General features: G+C 64.1%; 7 protein-coding genes. All 7 read left to right on the top strand.

The window, feature by feature from the left end; genetic code table 11:
- The first annotated feature begins 7 nt into the window (after positions 1 to 7).
- The 7 genes from ACVCMJ_RS07910 to ACVCMJ_RS07880 all read left to right on the top strand — a co-directional run bounded on the left by ACVCMJ_RS07910 (position 8) and on the right by ACVCMJ_RS07880 (position 18222).
- Positions 8 to 2224, top strand: coding sequence for a type I secretion system permease/ATPase (locus ACVCMJ_RS07910; RefSeq protein ID WP_447080882.1), 2217 nt, complete (start codon positions 8 to 10; stop codon positions 2222 to 2224).
- Between the two features lies 1 nt (position 2225).
- The gene (locus tag ACVCMJ_RS07905; protein ID WP_447080881.1) at positions 2226 to 3593 is read left to right on the top strand and encodes an HlyD family type I secretion periplasmic adaptor subunit; all 1368 of its coding nucleotides are present in this window, start codon (positions 2226 to 2228) and stop codon (positions 3591 to 3593) included.
- 17 nt (positions 3594 to 3610) lie between these two features.
- Positions 3611 to 4246 carry a helix-turn-helix transcriptional regulator gene (locus tag ACVCMJ_RS07900; protein ID WP_447080880.1) on the top strand — a complete coding sequence of 212 codons (636 nt, stop codon included), beginning with the start codon at positions 3611 to 3613 and terminating at the stop codon, positions 4244 to 4246.
- 150 nt (positions 4247 to 4396) lie between these two features.
- Complete coding sequence (locus tag ACVCMJ_RS07895) at positions 4397 to 14884, top strand: retention module-containing protein (RefSeq protein WP_447080879.1); 10488 nt, start codon at positions 4397 to 4399, stop codon at positions 14882 to 14884.
- Positions 14885 to 15044: 160 nt separating this feature from the next.
- Positions 15045 to 15728: a transglutaminase-like cysteine peptidase gene (locus ACVCMJ_RS07890; RefSeq protein ID WP_447080878.1), complete on the top strand. Its 684-nt coding sequence runs from the start codon at positions 15045 to 15047 to the stop codon at positions 15726 to 15728.
- Between the two features lie 15 nt (positions 15729 to 15743).
- Positions 15744 to 17642, top strand: a complete 1899-nt coding sequence (locus tag ACVCMJ_RS07885) for a LapD/MoxY N-terminal periplasmic domain-containing protein (protein ID WP_447080877.1) — start codon at positions 15744 to 15746, stop codon at positions 17640 to 17642.
- Positions 17643 to 17721: 79 nt separating this feature from the next.
- The gene (locus ACVCMJ_RS07880; RefSeq protein ID WP_447080876.1) at positions 17722 to 18222 is read left to right on the top strand and encodes an aminoacyl-tRNA deacylase; all 501 of its coding nucleotides are present in this window, start codon (positions 17722 to 17724) and stop codon (positions 18220 to 18222) included.
- The last annotated feature ends 20 nt before the right edge of the window (positions 18223 to 18242 follow it).

Genomic DNA, 18242 nt, shown 5'->3' with positions numbered 1-18242 from the left:
AGAATAAATGGCAGCGCAACCCGAAGCTCCGTCCGGAAAGGAAATCCTGCAGGATGCGCCCCAGGCCCCGCCTGGGCCCGGACTCGCCGGGGTGACGGCGCAGCAAGTGCATGACGACTCGCTGCTCGCCAGCCTGGTGGTGATCACCCGCTTGCTGGGGCGTCCTTGCACCGCCCAGCAGCTCTCTTCCGGACTCCCCCTGGAAGATCAGAAACTCACTCCTTCGCTCCTGGCGCGGGCCGCCTCCCGGGCCCAATGCAGCGCGCACATCGTACGGCGCCGCCTCGGCAGCTGGTCGCGGGCCGTGCTGCCGGCCATTTTGCTGCTGAACAACCAGCGAGCCTGCGTGCTGATTCAGGAGCACCCGAAGTTCTATGTCGTGCATTATCCGGAGGCCGCCGAACCTGTCGAGGTCCCGCGCGCCGATCTCGAGGCCGAATACAGCGGCTTGGCGTGCTTCGTGCAGCCGCGCTATCGCACCGAAGGACGGACTCAGGACGCGCACATGCGCGCACGCAGCGGCCACTGGTTCTGGGCAGCGATGCTGGGCAACTGGAAGCTCTATCGCGATGCCGTGGCGGCTGCGGTCCTGATCAATATCTTCGCGTTGGTGATGCCGCTCTACACCATGAACATCTACGACCGGGTGGTGCCCAATAACGCGGTCGAAACCTTGTGGGCGCTGACCATCGGAATCGCGCTCGCCATGGTGTTCAATCTGGTGCTCACGGCCATCCGCGCCTTCGTGGTCGACATCGCCAGCAAGCGGGTCGATGTGGAATTGTCGTCACGCATCATGGAACAGGTCCTCGATCTGCGCATGGAAAGCCGTCCGGTCTCGGTGGGGTCGTTCGCGTCCAACCTGCGGTCCTTCGAGTCCGTGCGCGACTTCATCGCCTCCGCCAGCCTGACGACTTTGGTGGATCTGCCTTTCGTGGCGCTGTTCCTGGCGGTGCTCGCCTGGATCTCGCCCTGGATGGTGCTGCCTCCGCTGGTGGCCATTGCGCTCATCGTCGTTGTATCGCTGGTGTCGCTGGCGCGCGTCGAGAAGATGACACTGGAATCCTTCCAGGCGGGCGCCCAGCGCAATGCCGGCCTGATCGAAGCCCTGAACGGCATGGAAACCGTCAAGGCCCTCAATGCCCAGAGTTACTCCCAGCGCATGTGGGAGGAATCCACCCGCTGGCTGGCGGAGCTGGGCGCGCACATCAAAGTCACCTCGTCCGTGACGGTCAGCTTCGTGCAGACCTGCCAGCAGATCGTGAACATCAGCGTGGTGGTGATTGGCGTCTATCTGGTCCAGTCGGTGGGACTGACCATGGGCGGCATCATTGCGGCGTCCATGATTTCGGGACGCTGCCTGGCGCCTCTGGGGCAGGTCGTGGGCCTGATGATGCAATACCACAACGCCAAGGCTTCGCTGAAGTCCATCGACAACTACATGTCCATGCCGGTGGAACGTCCCGCCCATCACTCTTTCATGCCGCGGCCTGTCCTGCAGGGCGGTATCGAGTTCCAGGGGGTGACCTTCGCCTATCCGAATACCCAGGTCCCTGCGTTGGACGAGGTGAGCTTTCGCATCCAGCCGGGCGAAAAAGTCGGCATCATCGGCCGCATCGGGTCGGGCAAGACCACGCTCGAGAAACTCATCCTGAAGCTTTATGCGCCCACCGCCGGCACACTGCTCCTCGACGGCATCGATCTGAATCAGATCGATCCCGCCGACGTGCGCCGCGCCATCGGCTACGTGCCCCAGGACCCGGTGCTGTTCTACGGCACGCTCAAGCACAATCTGACCATCGCCACGCCGTTTGCTTCAGACGAGGACGTGCTGGCCGCTGCCCGCATGGCGGGTGTGGACGAGTTCGCGGCCGCGCACCCGGAGGGCTACAACATGATCGTGGGCGAGCGCGGCGATTCACTGTCCGGCGGCCAGCGCCAGTCCATTGCCATTGCTCGCGCGCTGGTGAACAACCCTCAGATTCTGCTGCTGGATGAACCCAGCAGCAACATGGATTACCAGAGCGAATCCCAACTGAAGGCGCGCCTGAAGGCCGCCGGTCAGGACAAGACGCTGATCCTGGTGACGCACCGCACGTCGCTGCTGGATCTCGTCGACCGGCTGATGGTGATCGACCACGGGCGCATCATGGCCGACGGGCCCAAGGCCCAGGTGGTGGACGCCTTGCGCCATGGCCGCATCGGCAGCGCGCGGAGGGTCTGACATGGGACTGTTGCCATCGTGGTTCGCTGGCTTGCAGCGCCCGTTCGCGCCGCGCCACGAAAAGAGCGCCGAACCGCGCGACATGATCGGCGACGCGACTTGGGCGCTCAGCCAGCAGCGCATGCGCGGCTCCCGCCTGCTCATCTGGGTGTCCTTGCTCGCCACCGCCGTGCTGATCGGCTGGGCCTCGACGGCCAATATCGACGAGGTCGTGCGCGGCGAGGGCAAGGTCGTGCCGTCGCGCCAGGTCCAGGTCATCCAGAGCCTGGATGGCGGCGTAGTGCAGAAGATCCTGGTGCGCCCGGGCGACAAGGTCCAGAAAGGCCAGGTGCTGCTGCAGATCGACCCGACGCGATATTCCTCTTCCCTGGGTGAAAACCGTGCTGAAACCCTCGCCCTGAAGGCCAAGGTCGCCCGTCTCGAGGCCATTGCCAATGGCACGCCGTTCCAGGCGCCCGAGGACGTGCAGACGCAGGCGCCCGAGTTGGCCGAACAGGAACGTCATGTGTGGCAAGCCCGGACGCGCGAGCTGCAGGCCAACCTGGAGGTCGCCAACGAACAATTGAACCAGCGCCAGCAGGAACTGCGTGCGACCATTGCCAATCGTGATCAGGCCGCCACGAGCTGCGGGCTGGCCTCGCGCGAATATTCGATGACTCGGCCGCTGCTGGCCAGCGGCGCGGTCTCGCAGGTCGATCTGCTCCGGCTGCAGCGCGATGTGGCGAAGTTCTGTGGAGACCAGAAGGCTGCCGCTGCGCAAATCGACAAGATCCAGGCGGCCATCCAGGAAGCCGAAGCCAAGGTCAAGGAAACCGAGGTCACTTTCCGCAACCAGGCGCGCACCGATCTGTCCGATTCGCGGGCCAAGCTGTCGTCCCTGCTCGAGGGCCAGATCGCGCTGGCGGATCGTGTGACGTCCTCCAACATCCGCTCCCCCGTGAACGGCACGGTGAAGACGCTGACCGCCAATACCGTGGGCGGTGTGGTGTCACCCGGAAAGGACATCATGGAGATCGTCCCGTCCGACGATACGCTGTTGCTGGAAGTCCGGGTCAATCCCCGGGACATCGGGTTCCTGTATCCGAGCCAGCCGGCCGAAGTGAAATTCACCGCCTACGACTTTTCCATCTATGGCGGGCTCAAAGGCCACGTCGAGGAGATCGGCGCGGACTCGATCACCGACGAAAAGGGCAATTCCTATTACATCGTGAAGGTTCGCACGGTCGGGACCGACGTGGGCAGCGCCGACCGGCCCATCATCCCCGGGATGATGGCCGAGGTCCACATCCTCACCGGCAAGCGCACGCTGATGCAGTATCTGCTCAAGCCCGTGCTGCGCGCCCACGAAAATGCCTTCCGTGAACGCTAGGGTTTTGGGGGAACACCATGACCATTCCGGTTCTGTTGCTGACGGCTGACGACCTTCTGTACCGGCACTGGGCCGGGCTTGGGGCCATGGTGTGGGCGCCGGCGCGCGCCACGCGCCTGATCGAGCTCGAACCCTGGGGACGGCGCGGCGTCCTGGCGCTCATGGACGAGCGGGCGCTGGCGAAGCCTTCGGGGGCCGGTGCTCCTTTGGCGGCATTTCCCGCAGGCCTGCAGGTCATCGTGGCCAGCGCCCACCCCAGCGACCCGGATGGTCAGCGCGTGCTGGTGGCGGGCGCTGCGGGCTACATTCACGCATATATGCCGGTGCAGGGCATTGCCCGCGTGCTGGAACATGTCATGGGCGGCGAAATTTGGGTGGGCAAAAGCATGCTCAGCCGCATGCTGTCGCAGATCGGCCACGCAGCGCCTGAACCCAATCAGGACTGGGCGCGGGAGCTGACCGTGCGCGAGCGCGACGTCGCCCGCTACGTGGCGCTGGGCCATTCCAACCCGTCGATCGCCGATGCGCTGGGCATCACCGAGCGCACCGTGCGCGCGCATGTCTCCGCCATATTCGAGAAGCTGGGCGTCGCCGACCGCCTGATGCTGGCGCTGCGCGTGCACGGAATCGACCGCCAGACAGTACCAGAGTGACACGGCTTCTGCCGTGATGATGTCGCGAAACCTGTCGTCCGCGCCAATATCAGCCTTCTGAGCGAGTCGGTAGCATTTGTCCCCATGATGGCCGCCATGGCGCAGCATGCGCGATGGCCGGCACTAACGAATCAACCCCGGGGAATCCACATGGCTACCGATACCGTCCTCATCACACACGTCACTGGCAAAGCCTGGATGCGCGCATCCGACGGCACCTTGATCGCCCTGCACGACGGCATGCGGGTTCCCGTCGACGCCCATATCCTGACGGATGAAGGCGCCTCGGTTACGCTGCAAGCGACCGGCGTGCCGCCGGTCATCGTCGGCCAGAACACCGACATGCTGGTGAGCGAAGACCTGGCATCGGCCCAACCCCAGCCGGCTGACCACGCGGTGACGCCCCCGGCTGACACCCTGGCGGGCCAGGTCCTGGCAGCCCTGGAAAACGGCCAGGACCCGTTCTCCGTCCTGGATCCCACGGCGGCCGTGTTGACCGGCGGCGGCAGCGGCGGTGCCAGTTTCACCCGCCTGGCCAGCATTGTCGAAACCGTGAGCCCGCTGGCATTGTCCTATCCGCGTCCGGGAGCTGAAACGCCGGAGTTCGTGGATCTGAGCGGGGCCGGCGGCGGGGCGGCCGCTGCGGACGCCCCTGTGCCGGCCAGTCCCACGCTGACCATTCCGGATGAAAACAATCATCCCGGCGAAGGCCAGGAACAGCCTGCGGTGCTGCCTGGCATCATCAATCTGTCCGAGGACAACACCTTCGCAGGCGGGCATCCGGGCGCGTCCGGCGCTTTTGCCTTCACGGCGGCGGCTGGGCTGGATCATCTGCAGTTCACTTTCGTGAACGAAGGCGGCTCCATCGAATCCCTGTCCGTGACCGCCGCGCAGTTGAATGCGCTGGCCGCCGCCGGCGCCGAGCCTGTGGTGATCGATACCCAGCGCGGTCTGATGCACTTGACGGGCTATGACCCGGCCACGGGCACCGTCAGCTATACCTACTGGTCCGACGGGGCGCAGAACCACGGCGGCGCGTCTTCGGATCCGGCCTTTGGCGGCGATCCGCGCACGAACGATTATGTGATGGATTCCATCCAGATTACCGTCGTCGACGGGCTGGGCCGGTCCTCCACATCCGGAAATCTGGACGCGGCCATCACGGATACCGCGCCCGACGCGAATCCCGATACGGCGACCGTGGTCGAAGACACCACCCTGGTCGCGGAAGGCAATGTCATCACCGGGACGGGCGAGCCGTCTGCCGGAGCCGATACCTTGGGCGCGGATGCGTCCACGGTCACGGGGGTGAAGGGGCCGTTGGACATCAATACCACGGTAGTCCCTACAGGCGCCGGCGGTGTGACGGTGCACGGGGCCTACGGGGACCTCGCGATCCACGCAGATGGTTCCTATACCTACACCCTGGTCAGCGACGCGGGCGACCCCCGCTTCGAGGCCGTCCAGGCGTTGGCGGACGGGCAGACAGTGCAGGACGCGTTCAGCTACACCTTGTCGGATGCCGATGGTGACAGATCCATCGCGACCCTGACGGTGAACGTCAATGGCACCAACGATGCGCCGGTGATTACGTCGGGCACGCAAGGCGCGACGGTGACCGAGATTGCGGACAACGCGGCGGGCGAGAACGTGGACAACCATGTGGCCGACGGCCTGGTGAGCTTCAGCGACGTGGATGTGCTCGATACGCACACGGCGACGGTGACGCCGCAGGGCGCGGACTACCTGGGGACATTCACGCTGGGCGCAGTGGATCAACCCAGCAAGAGCGTCGCGTGGGACTTCAAGGTCAACGATGGCGTGCTGGATTCGCTGGGCGAAGGCCAGACGCTCACGCAGGTCTACACGGTGACGGTGGACGACGGCCACGGCGGGACCGCCACCCAGGACGTGACCATTACGCTGGTGGGCACGAACGACGCGCCGGTGATCACCTTCGGGAACAACGGCGCCGACGCCAGCGCGGCTGTCTCCGAAGAGGGCCTGGGCCGGTCTGGAGTGTGGGACGGCCTGGTGCTCAATCCTCACGGTCCCGGCATTCCCGATGGCACGGGTACGCCCGATACAACCAACAGCGTAAAGGACAGCGGCACGTTCTCGGTTCAGGATGCCGACGCGGGTGACACGCTCGCCGTCCGGCTGGGCGTGCCCACCTCCGGAGTGCCGCTGACTTCGGACGGTCATACGGTGACGTGGACGGTGTCCGGGGACGGGCAGACGCTCACCGGACATGTGGGCAGTGGCCCGCTTGCGGTCGATGTCATTCGAGTGAGCCTGCATAACGATGGCGACGGCAACTACTCCTATGGCGTGAAGCTGCTGGCGCCTGTGGATCACTCCGATGCGACGATTGAAGATGCGCTGAATCTTGGCGTCCCGATCCTGGTGTCGGACGGTCATACGACCAGCACAGGCAGTCTGACGATCAACATCCAGGACGACAGTCCGGTTGCGACCTCCGAGGACGGCGGTTCAGTCAAGGAGGACACCGCTGGGCACTCGTTCCTGATTGGCAACGTATTGACCAATGGCGACGCATGGGGCGCCGACGGGCCCAAGGACGCCATGCACGGATTCGCGTGGAACACGGCCGACAACGCGGCCGCGCAAGGCGAGCTGTCGCAGTATGGCTTCCTCGCGCTGGGCACCGGTGGGACCTGGACGTTTGCGCTGAACAATCACAGCGCGGCCACCCAGGCGCTGGCCGAGGGCCAGACCCGTGATTTTGCGCTGACGTACACCCTCACGGACAACGACGGCGACACGTCCCGGGCGACCTTGACGATTCACATCGTCGGCACCAACGATGCGCCGGTGATTACGTCGGGCACGCAAGGCGCGACGGTGACCGAGATTGCGGACAACGCGGCGGGCGAGAACGTGGACAACCATGTGGCCGACGGCTTGGTGAGCTTCAGCGACGTGGATGTGCTCGATACGCACACGGCGACGGTGACGCCGCAGGGCGCGGACTATCTGGGAACACTCACGCTGGGCGCGGTGGACCAATCGGGCAAGAGCGTCGGGTGGGACTTCAAGGTCAACGACGGCGCGCTGGACTCCCTGCAGGCGGGCCAGACGCTGACGCAAAAATATGACGTGACGGTGAGCGACGGGCACGGCGGGACGGCCACGCAGACGGTGACGATCACGATCGTGGGCACCAATGATGCGCCCACGATCACCTCGGGCGTGCAGGCCGCGACGGTGACGGAGCTGGCCGACAATGCGCCGGGCGAGAACACGGTGGACCACACGGTCGCGGGCGCGGTGAGCTTTGCGGACGTGGACGTGCTCGACACGCACGCGGCGACGGTGACGCCGCAGGGCGCGGACTATCTGGGGACACTGACACTGGGCGCGGTGGATCAATCGGGCAAGAGCGTGGGGTGGGACTTCAAGGTCAACGATGGCGCGCTGGATTCGCTGGGCGAAGGCCAGACGCTCACGCAGGTCTACACGGTGACGGTGGATGACGGCCATGGCGGGACCGCCACCCAGGACGTGACCATCACGCTGGTGGGCACGAACGACGCGCCGGTGATCACCTTCGGGAACAACGGTGCCGACGCCAACGCGGCCGTCTCCGAAGAGGGTCTGGGCGCCTATAGCGTCCGCGGCGCGCTGTTGACCAATCCTCACGGCCCGGGAATCCCGGATGACGACGGAACTTCGGACACGACCAACAGCGCGACCAAGGGCGGCACTTTCTCCGTGCACGACGCGGACGCAAATGATGCACTGACGGTGACGCTCGGCTTGCCGGCATTGGCCGCGCCGCTGACCTCGGACGGACGCGAGATCCACTGGGCGGTCACCGATGGCGGACAGAGCTTGACTGGCCAGATCGGGTTCATGCTCGGCCGCCACTTCGTGGCGACCGCCGACGTCATCAAGGTCACGCTGCACAACGATGGCGACGGCAACTACTCCTATGGCGTGAAGCTGCTCGCGCCTGTGGATCATCCGGCTGCCGGGGTGGAAGACGCCTTGAGCCTCGGAATCCCCATACTGGTGTCCGACGGCCACACCACGACGACAGGCAGTTTGACCGTGAGCGTCGAGGACGATAGCCCGAAGGCCGTGTCCGAAAGCGGTACGGTGACGGAAGATGTAGCGGGCCACTCGTTCCTGATTGGCAACGTATTGACCAATGGCGACGCATGGGGCGCCGACGGGCCCAAGGACGCCGTGCACGGATTCGCGTGGAACACGGCGGACAACGCGGCGGTGCAAGGCGAGCTGTCGCAGTATGGCTCGCTCGTGCTGGGCGCCGACGGGTTGTGGATGTTTGCGCTGAACAATGACAGCGCCGCCACGCAGGCCTTGGCCGAGGGCCAGACCCTGGATTTTGAGCTGAAGTACACCCTCACGGACAATGACGGCGACACGTCGCAGGCGACCCTGACCATTCACATCGCGGGAACCAACGATGCCCCGGTGATCACCTTCGGGAACAACGGGGCCGACGCCCATGCGATCGTCTCGGAAGAGGGCCTCACCATCGCAGCCGGCAATTACGACAATGGCATCCCGGGTTCCGGAAACGACAGTCCCAGTGGCGATCTGACCGACGCCACGGTTGCGACGGGTAGGTTCCGGGTGACTGATGTGGACACCGATCTGTCCAGCGTAAAGGTCACGCTGGGCAACGGCGTCACGGCCATCAGTGTGGACAACCCGACCCTGGGCGCCACGACGCCGGAGGGCCTGACCTCTCACGGGCAGCCCATCCATTGGGCGCACAGCGACGATGGGCACCAGTTGGTCGGCTATACCGGCACTTTGGACGGAGCCGATTATCGTGTGATCCTGCAGGTGGATCTGGTGCAGGGCGAGACCGACGGTCAACCGAACGGTGAGTACACCTATACCGTCACCCTGAAGGGTGCGATCGATCACCCCATCACATCCGGTGCTGCGGAGGACGTCCTCAATCTGAACATTCCGCTCCAACTGAATGACGGACAGGGCGGCATTACGGAATCCTCGGTCACGGTGCGCGTGGAGGACGACAGCCCCCATGTCGGAAACGAGGCAGTGACCGCGACGCTGACCGCGCCGCAGATGACGGATGGTCTCGATGCGCACTTCGACTTCTCGGGCGACAAATCGGCTGGGACCATGAACTTCAAGCTGGACGGCGGCACCATGATCATGGTGACGGCGCTTGGCTTCGACAATCAGAACGGCCACAAGCCATGGACGGATGGCCACGACGCTTTCGTCCATCTTTCCAGCGGTGGGCTCGGGGTCGAAAGCAAGAAGGGAGACCCTTCCTACACCCTTCCAGGCGAGATCGACTATCGCGACTATCCGGAGGGCTCGGGCGGGACGGAGAGCCTGAGCATTGCGCTCAAGCAGCACCAGGTCGCCACCAGCGTGACCGTCAATCTGTCCGGCTTCTTCGGCGGCGAAGCTCAAGGCGCTGAACAGGGATCCATCGCGTTCTACTACCAGGGCCATCAGGTAGGAACCGCGCAGGACTTCGCGGCCAATCAGACCGATGGCCACTTTACCGGTACCTTCAGTGCCGGGAATGGGATCATCTTCGACGAGGTCCGCTTTACCGCACGCGACAACAGCCCTGGCGTCTTCAACGACCAGGACAACAGTGATTACGCGGTGAGCGGGATCACGTTCCACTCCGATACGGTGAGCCCGAATCCGATTCTGGCCACGGCCGAGGGCACGGCTTCCGTCGAATACGGGGCGGATGGCAAGGGTACCCTAGGTCTGGACGTCAATCTGACGGATGTGACCTCCGCCGGCACCCCCCTGACACTGGAGAAGTCTTCCGACGGTCTGACGGTAGCCGCCTATACGAACGACGCAGCTCACCAACTGGTGTTCTCTTTCACGATGAGCGGAGACGGGCAATGGAACTTTGCACAGTTCCGTTCGATCGATGCCAATGGCGCGCAGCCGGGCCATGGCGCGCTGGATGTCAGCTATACCGTTACTGATGCCGACGGCGATGGCTCGACGGGACATATCCAGATAGGGTTGCCGAACAGCGCCCCGGTTCTGACGTTGACGGATGCTGTCGCCGAGGTCAGGGAATCCGATCTGGCGGCTCATGATGCCAGCTTCGTCGGCCACTTCACCGCGAGCGATCCGGACGGCGACGCGACGACGGTGTCGCTGGCACCGCTGGCCACGGATCCCGGTCTGACCTCGGGCGGTCATCCCATTGTCTGGACACTGACCGATGGTGTCCTCCATGGCGCAGTGGCGGGGGGGGCCGACGTCCTCACGATCGCCTTGGACGCGTCCGCCGGCACCTACACGGTTACGCTGCTCGGGCCGGTCGATCACGGGATCCAGGGCTCGGGTACGGATGCGGCCGTGTCCTTCGATGTGCCCCTCCTCGCGTCCGACGGCAACGGCGGCAGCGCGCCCGGTACGTTGACCGTCACGATCGATGACGCGGGCCCCACGGCCGTGGCCGACACGGGCGATGTGCATGAGGGTGCCACGCTGACTGTAGACGCCGAACATGGTGTCCTGCGCAACGACGCATTGGGTGCTGATGGGCCGGCCACTGGTGGTGGCGTGGTCGGGGTCGCGACAGGCAGCGACACCACGCACTCGGTCTCCGGAAACCTGGGCGGTGCCGGTATCGACGGCCAATATGGCACACTGATCCTCAATGCGGATGGGTCCTACAGCTATCATTCGACCGCCAATGCCGTGACAGCGAATGCGGTTGACGAGTTCGTCTACACCATCCGGGACAGTGATGGCGACTTGTCCACCACGACTCTGAAGATCAATGTGGCCGACGTGACGCTGACGGCGGATACGAGCCACAGTACCGGTCAGGTGTACGAGGCGGGGCTGGGCAATGGCTCCGAGCAGGGGAGCGACGCCAGTCCCATCCAGGCGAAGGGCGCGCTTGACGTCCAGGGCGAGGGCGTGACGTATGTCCTTTCCTCCAGCGGTACGACATCCCACGGCACCTTTGCCCTGGATGCGGCCGGCAACTGGACCTATACCCTCACGGCTCCATTTACGGACCCCGCGGGCTTGAATGACGGCGCCGTGGTCGACGGGCATGAGGCTTTCACGTACACCGCGACCGACGCCCACGGCAATACGGTCACAGGCACGGTTGCGATCGACGTCATCGACGACGTGCCGCAGGCCGTGGCCGATACGGCGGCCATCAACGAGAACGGCAACGCGGGCGTCATGCATGTCGACGGCAATGTCCTCACGGGCACCGGCGGCGATCATGCGGGTGCTGACGTACAGGGCGCCGACGGGGCAACAGTCACGAATGCCCAGGTGAATGGTGTGCCGGAAACGGCGGCTTCTGTCACGGCGGCCGGCGTGGTCGTGCGGGGAGCCTACGGCGATCTGACCATCCACGCCGACGGGTCCTACGTCTACACGCTCGCGGCGCAAGGCGACGGCCGTTATGCGGCATTGCAGGCACTGGGCTCGAGTGACCATCCGACAGAGGTATTCCAGTACACGATCACCGACGGGGATGGCGATGAGTCGTCCGCCAATCTGACGGTGACGGTGAACGGCATCGACAACCCGCCACAAGTCATCGTTCCCGACGTCAATGGCATCGCTGGCGGTGAACTGTCGGTCCAGGAGCACGGCGCGGCGGTTGATGGTTCGTTCGTCGTGGAATCCCATGGCACGGGGCTCAGCCTGACGCTTTCCGAGGATGGCGGACCCACCACGACCATCGACGCGGCCGGCCTGGCGGCCCTGCACGGCGGTACGCCTCAGACCATCAATCTGAGCGACGGCAGCGTGATGACCCTGACAGGGTACCATCCGGACACCGGCGTGGTGACCTACACCTATCAGTCCACCCAGGCGCGCGACCACAATGGTGGCGACAATTCCGTCCTGGACCATCTGACGATCACGGCGACCGACACGGGGGGTACGGCCAGCGGGAATCTGGACGTGCTGGTCACGGATACCCAGCCGGACTTGAAACCGATTACGCAGGACGTCACAGTGGGGTCGGGGGGCACCAACATCGTGCTGATGCTGGACACCTCCGGCAGCATGGCGGAATCGAGCAGCATTTCGGGCAAGACTCGTATTGACGCGCTGAAAGAGGCGCTGGGCCATCTCTTCGACGCCTACGGCAGCCAGGCTCAGGATGTTCGGGTCATGGTCGTCGGTTTTTCCTCCAGCGCAAGCGTCCTGGGAGACAACACCTGGGTCGACCTGGCTACGGCGCGCACTTTGGTGAACGGGCTCAGCGCCAATGGCAACACGAACTACGACGCCGCGTTGCAGCGGGTTTATGACCATTGGGGGGATTCCGGCAAACTTACGGGGACGGACGTCCAGAACGTGTCGTACTTCTTCTCCGATGGTGAGCCGAACCGACCGAGCGATTCGTCGGGCATCAACAACACCGAGCAGCAGGCCTGGGAGAGTTTCCTCGGCACCCACCACATCGATTCCTACGCGATCGGGCTGGGAAGCGCGTCCAGCGTCGACGCGTTGCAGCCGATCGGATATGACTTGAGTCTGTCGTCCCACACGTCCGGCGAGAACACGATCCGGGTGACCGACTACAGCCAGCTCAACAGCACGGTCCTGAGCCTGGTCCAGGCGCCCGTGACGGGGGATGTGACCGAGGGCGGAACGTTGATCGGTGCGGACGTGACCGGGTCCCATATCGAGTCGGTGACGGTCGGTGGACACACATACAGCTACGCATTGGACGGCACGGTTTCCACCGATGCGCCCAGCGATGTGTGGTCGTTTGATACCGATAGCGACAAGCTCACGATCCGGACCGATGGCGGCACGCTCGTCATCGACCTGCAGGGAACCGGAATCGGCCAGTATTCCTTTGTGGCCTCCAAGCCGGGCTCGACAGTCGTCCACTACACGCTGCACGATGGCGACAATGACACGCAGTCGTCCACCCTGACGCTGAATGCCGTGGCGGACAGGCCGACCATCGTCGATCCGGCGGACAACACCGTGTTGGCCAATGAAGTCGGGCTGACCACGCAGGGGCTGACCGGTATCGACGTTGGCAAAGATCTGGCGGGCGCTTCCATCGCCATCACGGGAGCCGGCCAGACAAGCCTGGACGGCAAGGCAGTCACCGCCAGCGTGATGGTGGATGGCGCAGCGAAGGACGTCACCCTGACCTCCAGCGGCCACGATCTGACCTTCCAGCAGAACCCGGACGGGACGCTGTCGGCGGGATACCAGAGCGGAGGGACGTGGCACGACGTCTTCACGGTGACGGGCTCGGCGGCGGATGGCACCTACTCGGTGCACATGGTCGGAGCCCTGGATCCGGTGGTGTCGTATGACACGCTGGTGCCTGGGATGAACGGTTCCTCGAGCTTCAGCTTCACCGGCAACGGTTCGACCACGCTCAGCCAGAACGGAATCACCCTGGCCTTGTCGGCCTTCCTGGACAAAGGCGGAGTCGACGGCGTGAAGGAGGGGGGCGATTCGGCCGCGAATGTCGTGATCAGCGGGGGGACAGGAATCAGTGTCGACAACCCCGACTGGACATCGGGGCAGGGTGGCGGCAGCAAGAAGGATATGTATGACAGTCCGTTCATTCAAAACAATTCGGTGACGGGTAACGGTACGGATGGCTTATATGGTGAGAAACTTGTCCTCGACTTCAGCAGCACCACGGGCCAGCACATCACCGAAGTGGTGTTCACGCTGAATCAGTTCGGCGACCGTCAGCCGGATGAAAAACATAGCTACAATCGTGGCGATGAGGACGCCGCTCACATCGTCGTTTTCTATACCGATGGAACGAGCGCTACGCTCGACGTTACTGCGGACCCGCAGGTCTATTACAAGAACGTATCCAGCAATACCGACACGGGAACGCATGCCGTGCAGATCGATGCGCCAACCGGCAAGTACATCGATCACATCGTCATCGGAGCCGGTGACAACGACAGCCAGTTCTCGGTGGACCAGAACTCCATCAAGGCCACCTGGCATACGGATCCCACCAACGAGACGCACACAGTCACCCAGGACGATCTGACCCTGCACCTCGGCGCCACGGTCACGGACGGCAACGGCGACCACGCTGCTTCCAACTTTGACGTGTCCATCGACAACTCGTCCGGCCAGGCCAATACCTTGCATGGCGCGGATGGCAACGATTCACTGTTCGGTGGACTGGGCAATGACCATCTGTATGGCGGTGCCGGTAATGACCATCTGTATGGCGGCGCTGGCAGCGACACCCTGACGGGCGGCGCGGGCGACGACGTCTTCGCGTGGAAGCTGGGCGACCAGGCGAGCGCGGGCAATCCAGCCACCGTCGATCATGTCACCGACTTTGGCGTCGCGGCGCCGGGCCACGCCGACTCCAACGGGAAGGACATGCTCGATCTCAGTGACCTGCTGCAGCATCATTCCGGTCCGGGCGACCTTACCCAGTACCTGAGCATCAGCGGTGATGGCGACAAGACCACCGTCGATGTGAGGGTCAACGCGGACGGCTCCGCCGCAGATCATGTGACGCAGCAGATCGTCATCGACAATGCGGATCTGACGACGGCTTACGCGGGCCTGGATCAGGCCCACATGATCCAGCAGATGATCCAGGACGGCAAGCTGAAGGTGGACCACAGCTAGCGGCTCGCCGTTCTTTCTTTCCGTCTGCATCCGGCTTCAATGGGTGCGGACGGATTTTTATCTTCACCAATAGCCGGCTGGTGAAGTAACCAGTAGCATTTCCCCTCGGTTGGCACGCTGCAGTCATTTGTTACACATCATTCTGTATCAAAATTCGTGCATGCCCTATCGCCATCTTTCTGCTGCCGGGCTCCGCGCCCTGTTGCGGGGGGCGTCGGCGCTCATGTTATGTCTGGGGCTGGCCTTGGAGCCGGCGCCGGCGATCACTTTCGATCCGGCACATCTGGTGGCGTACGCCAGCAGACACTACGGGGCGGGTGCGGGGCGGGCCGTGCAGGCCTGGCAGGACATGCTGCGCCAGGCGGCGGGTGGGTCCGAGCAGGAAAAACTTCGCATGGTCAATCAGTTCTGGGATCAGGCTCTGATGGAAAGCGAAGACATCACGGTTTGGGGCCGGGTCGATTATTGGGCCACGCCACTGGAGTCCCTGGCGAAGGGCGCGGGCGACTGCGAAGACTATGTGATCGGCAAGTATTTTTCGCTGCTGTATCTCGGGGTGGCGCCCGAGAAACTGCGGTTGGTGTATGTGCGCGCCCGGGTGGGCGGCCAGAACATCGCACACATGGTCCTGGGCTATTACCCCCAGCCGATGGCCGAACCGCTGGTGCTGGACAGCTTGGTGGATCGCATTCAACCGGCGCATCTGCGCCCGGACCTGACACCGGTTTTCAGTTTCAATGCCGAAGGGATCTACATTCCGGGGGGCAAGCAGTCCTCGGTGGACCGGATCGGCCGCTGGCGCGATCTGCTGTCCAAGATGCAGGCGGAGGGCTTTCAGCCGTGAACAAGGTGGACGACTATGTCATTGCTTAAACAGCTCCTGATCAGTATGACCCTGGCGATCGTGGTGATCCTGTCGGGTGTGATGATTTTCAGCATCGACTCGGCCCGCCAGTATCTGGATACCCAGCTTCAGGCTCAGGCCGACTCGACGGCGACGTCGTTGGCGTTGACGCTGTCGCAACCGTCGAACCAGGAGCCCTCGGTGCGCGAGCTCCTGATTTCGGTGCTGTTCGATAGCGGAGAGTTCCGCGTGATGGAGTTTCTGGATCCCACGGGACGGATTCTAGTGCGCCGCCAGTTGAACAATGACGCCGGCGGCTCTGGTGCCGCTCCTGCGTGGTTCAGCCATCTTCTGCCGCTGGGCCGGCACGAGGCGCAGCGCCAGGTCTCCGGTGGCTGGAGCCAGCTCGGCGTCGTGCGGCTGCAGGCCAACGACGCGTATGCGCGGGACGCGCTCTGGTCCGGCTCAGTGCGCATCGTTTCGCTGACGGTGGCGGCCGGGCTCCTGTGGGCTCTGTTCGTGCTGGCGCTGATGCGCTGGCTGCGGCGGGCGATCCAGGATGACGTCATGGGGCGGGTTCAGGCCATGGCGCGCACCGATGCCGGGGCGGAACTCCCGCCCGTCCGGCACCCTGCGATCGTCGAGCTGCGCGAGGTTTCGCAGATCATTGCGCACACGCACAAACAAGTCCGCGCCACTGCCTTCGAGCGCGAGGCGCGGCTCGAATCCCTGAGGCTCGAATTGAACCGCGACCAGACCACGGGGCTGGCCAACCGAAAGTATTTCATGAACGAATTCCGGCGATTGCTGGAACAATCCGACCCCGCGAAGACTCAGGGCGGTCACGTGATGTTGTTCCGGCAATGCGACCTTCAGGCCATCAACCAGTCGGTCAGCCGCCGGGTGGTGGATCAGTGGCTGACCAACATGGGTCAGCTCGTGCGCCAGATATTGGTGGAACGCCTGGGGCACGAGGCCTGGCTGGGGCGCCTGAACGGTTCGGACTTTGCCTTTGTGATGCCTATGGTGCCCGGGCCCGTCGCCGTTCGTATCGCTCAGTCGGTGGGCGAGATGCTGCATGCGCAGCGCATTCAGTTGGGCCATGCGGGCTTGTGCCGCTGGCGACTGGCACTGACCGACTACGAGCCGGGCGAGGACCTCAGTCATGTCCTTTCTCGGCTGGATGAGGCGCTGATGCGTGCGGAAAGCGCCGGGCACGAAAACGTGGAGTATCTGCCAGGTTCGGATCTATTGTGCGTGTCGGGCGGCCGGGGAAGCGGCGAACAGGTCTGGCGAGGGCTGCTGCACGATGCGCTGGCCGAGGGGTGGTTCGAACTCGACACCCAGCCGGACCGGTTTGCCGACGGTGGCAGTCGGCGAATCGGCATGCTGATGGTCCGCGAACCGGGCGCGTCGGAACCGCTGTCCGGGTACTTGTTCATGCCGCCGGCCGTGAGGCTGGGGCTGTCGGCCGCCTGCGATGTGCGCGGGATCGAGCTGGCGCTGGCGTGGCTGCGCGCGCAACCTGGAGAACTGGTGCTGCGCGTGTCACTCGCTTCCATCCTCCAGGGAGAATTTCTGGTCAATGTGACGGCGATCCTGGGCGCCGCGCCCGAGCAGTCCTGCCGGCTCGTGTTCGAGCTGGACTCGTATGGGCTGGTCGCCAATCGTGAACAGGTGGTGGCGTTCGTGGCGAAGGTGCGTGAATATGGTGTACGTCTGGGGTTACGCCGCTTTGCCGAGCAGCCTGATGCGCTGCTCTACCTGCATGAAGTCCGCCCGGAGTATCTGAGGGTTTCGGGCAATTTGCTCGCGGCTCAGGAAGACAGCGCGGGAGCCCGGCGGCTCTTGGAGGCGGTCCACGGAACGGCACGCGACGTGGGAGCTGTCGTGGATCTGACAGCGGGGTCTTGAGCCTGGGATGATGCAAGCTTTGCCCTCCGGGCTGCAGTAGGATATACCGTCCGCGTATTCTGTTGTTTCATTGAGCGACATGGCCAAGACCGTCAAGCACACCTCCGAGACTCCTGCCACTCATTGGCTGCGCCAACAGAAGATTCCGTTTGGCGAGTTTCCTTACGAATACGTGGAGCACGGCGGGGCCAGGGAAGCGGCGCACCAGTTGGGCGTGCCACTGCACCAGGTGGCCAAGACGCTCATCATGGAAGACGAGCACGGCCAGCCGCTCGTGGTGCTGATGCATGGTGATTGCGAGGTTTCCACGAAGAATCTGGCCCGCCAGACGGGCGCCAAGAAAATCAGCCCCTGCACACCGGACACCGCCCAGCGCAATTCGGGCTATCAGGTGGGCGGTACATCCCCCTTTGGCACCCGCAAGCGCATGCCGATCTGGGTGGAGTCCACCCTGCTGGACTATGACACGATCTACCTGAACGGCGGGCGGCGCGGGTATCTGATCAGTGTTTCGGCCGACGTGCTCACAGGGGCGCTGGGGGCCACGCCGGTCGAGGTGGCACTGGACCGCGAACACTGACATCTCAGGAATCGCGCCCG

The organism is Castellaniella sp. UC4447_H14 (assembly GCF_052978285.1).
Note: the sequence above shows the minus strand (reverse complement) of the source record. Positions and strands in the feature narration are given on the sequence as shown.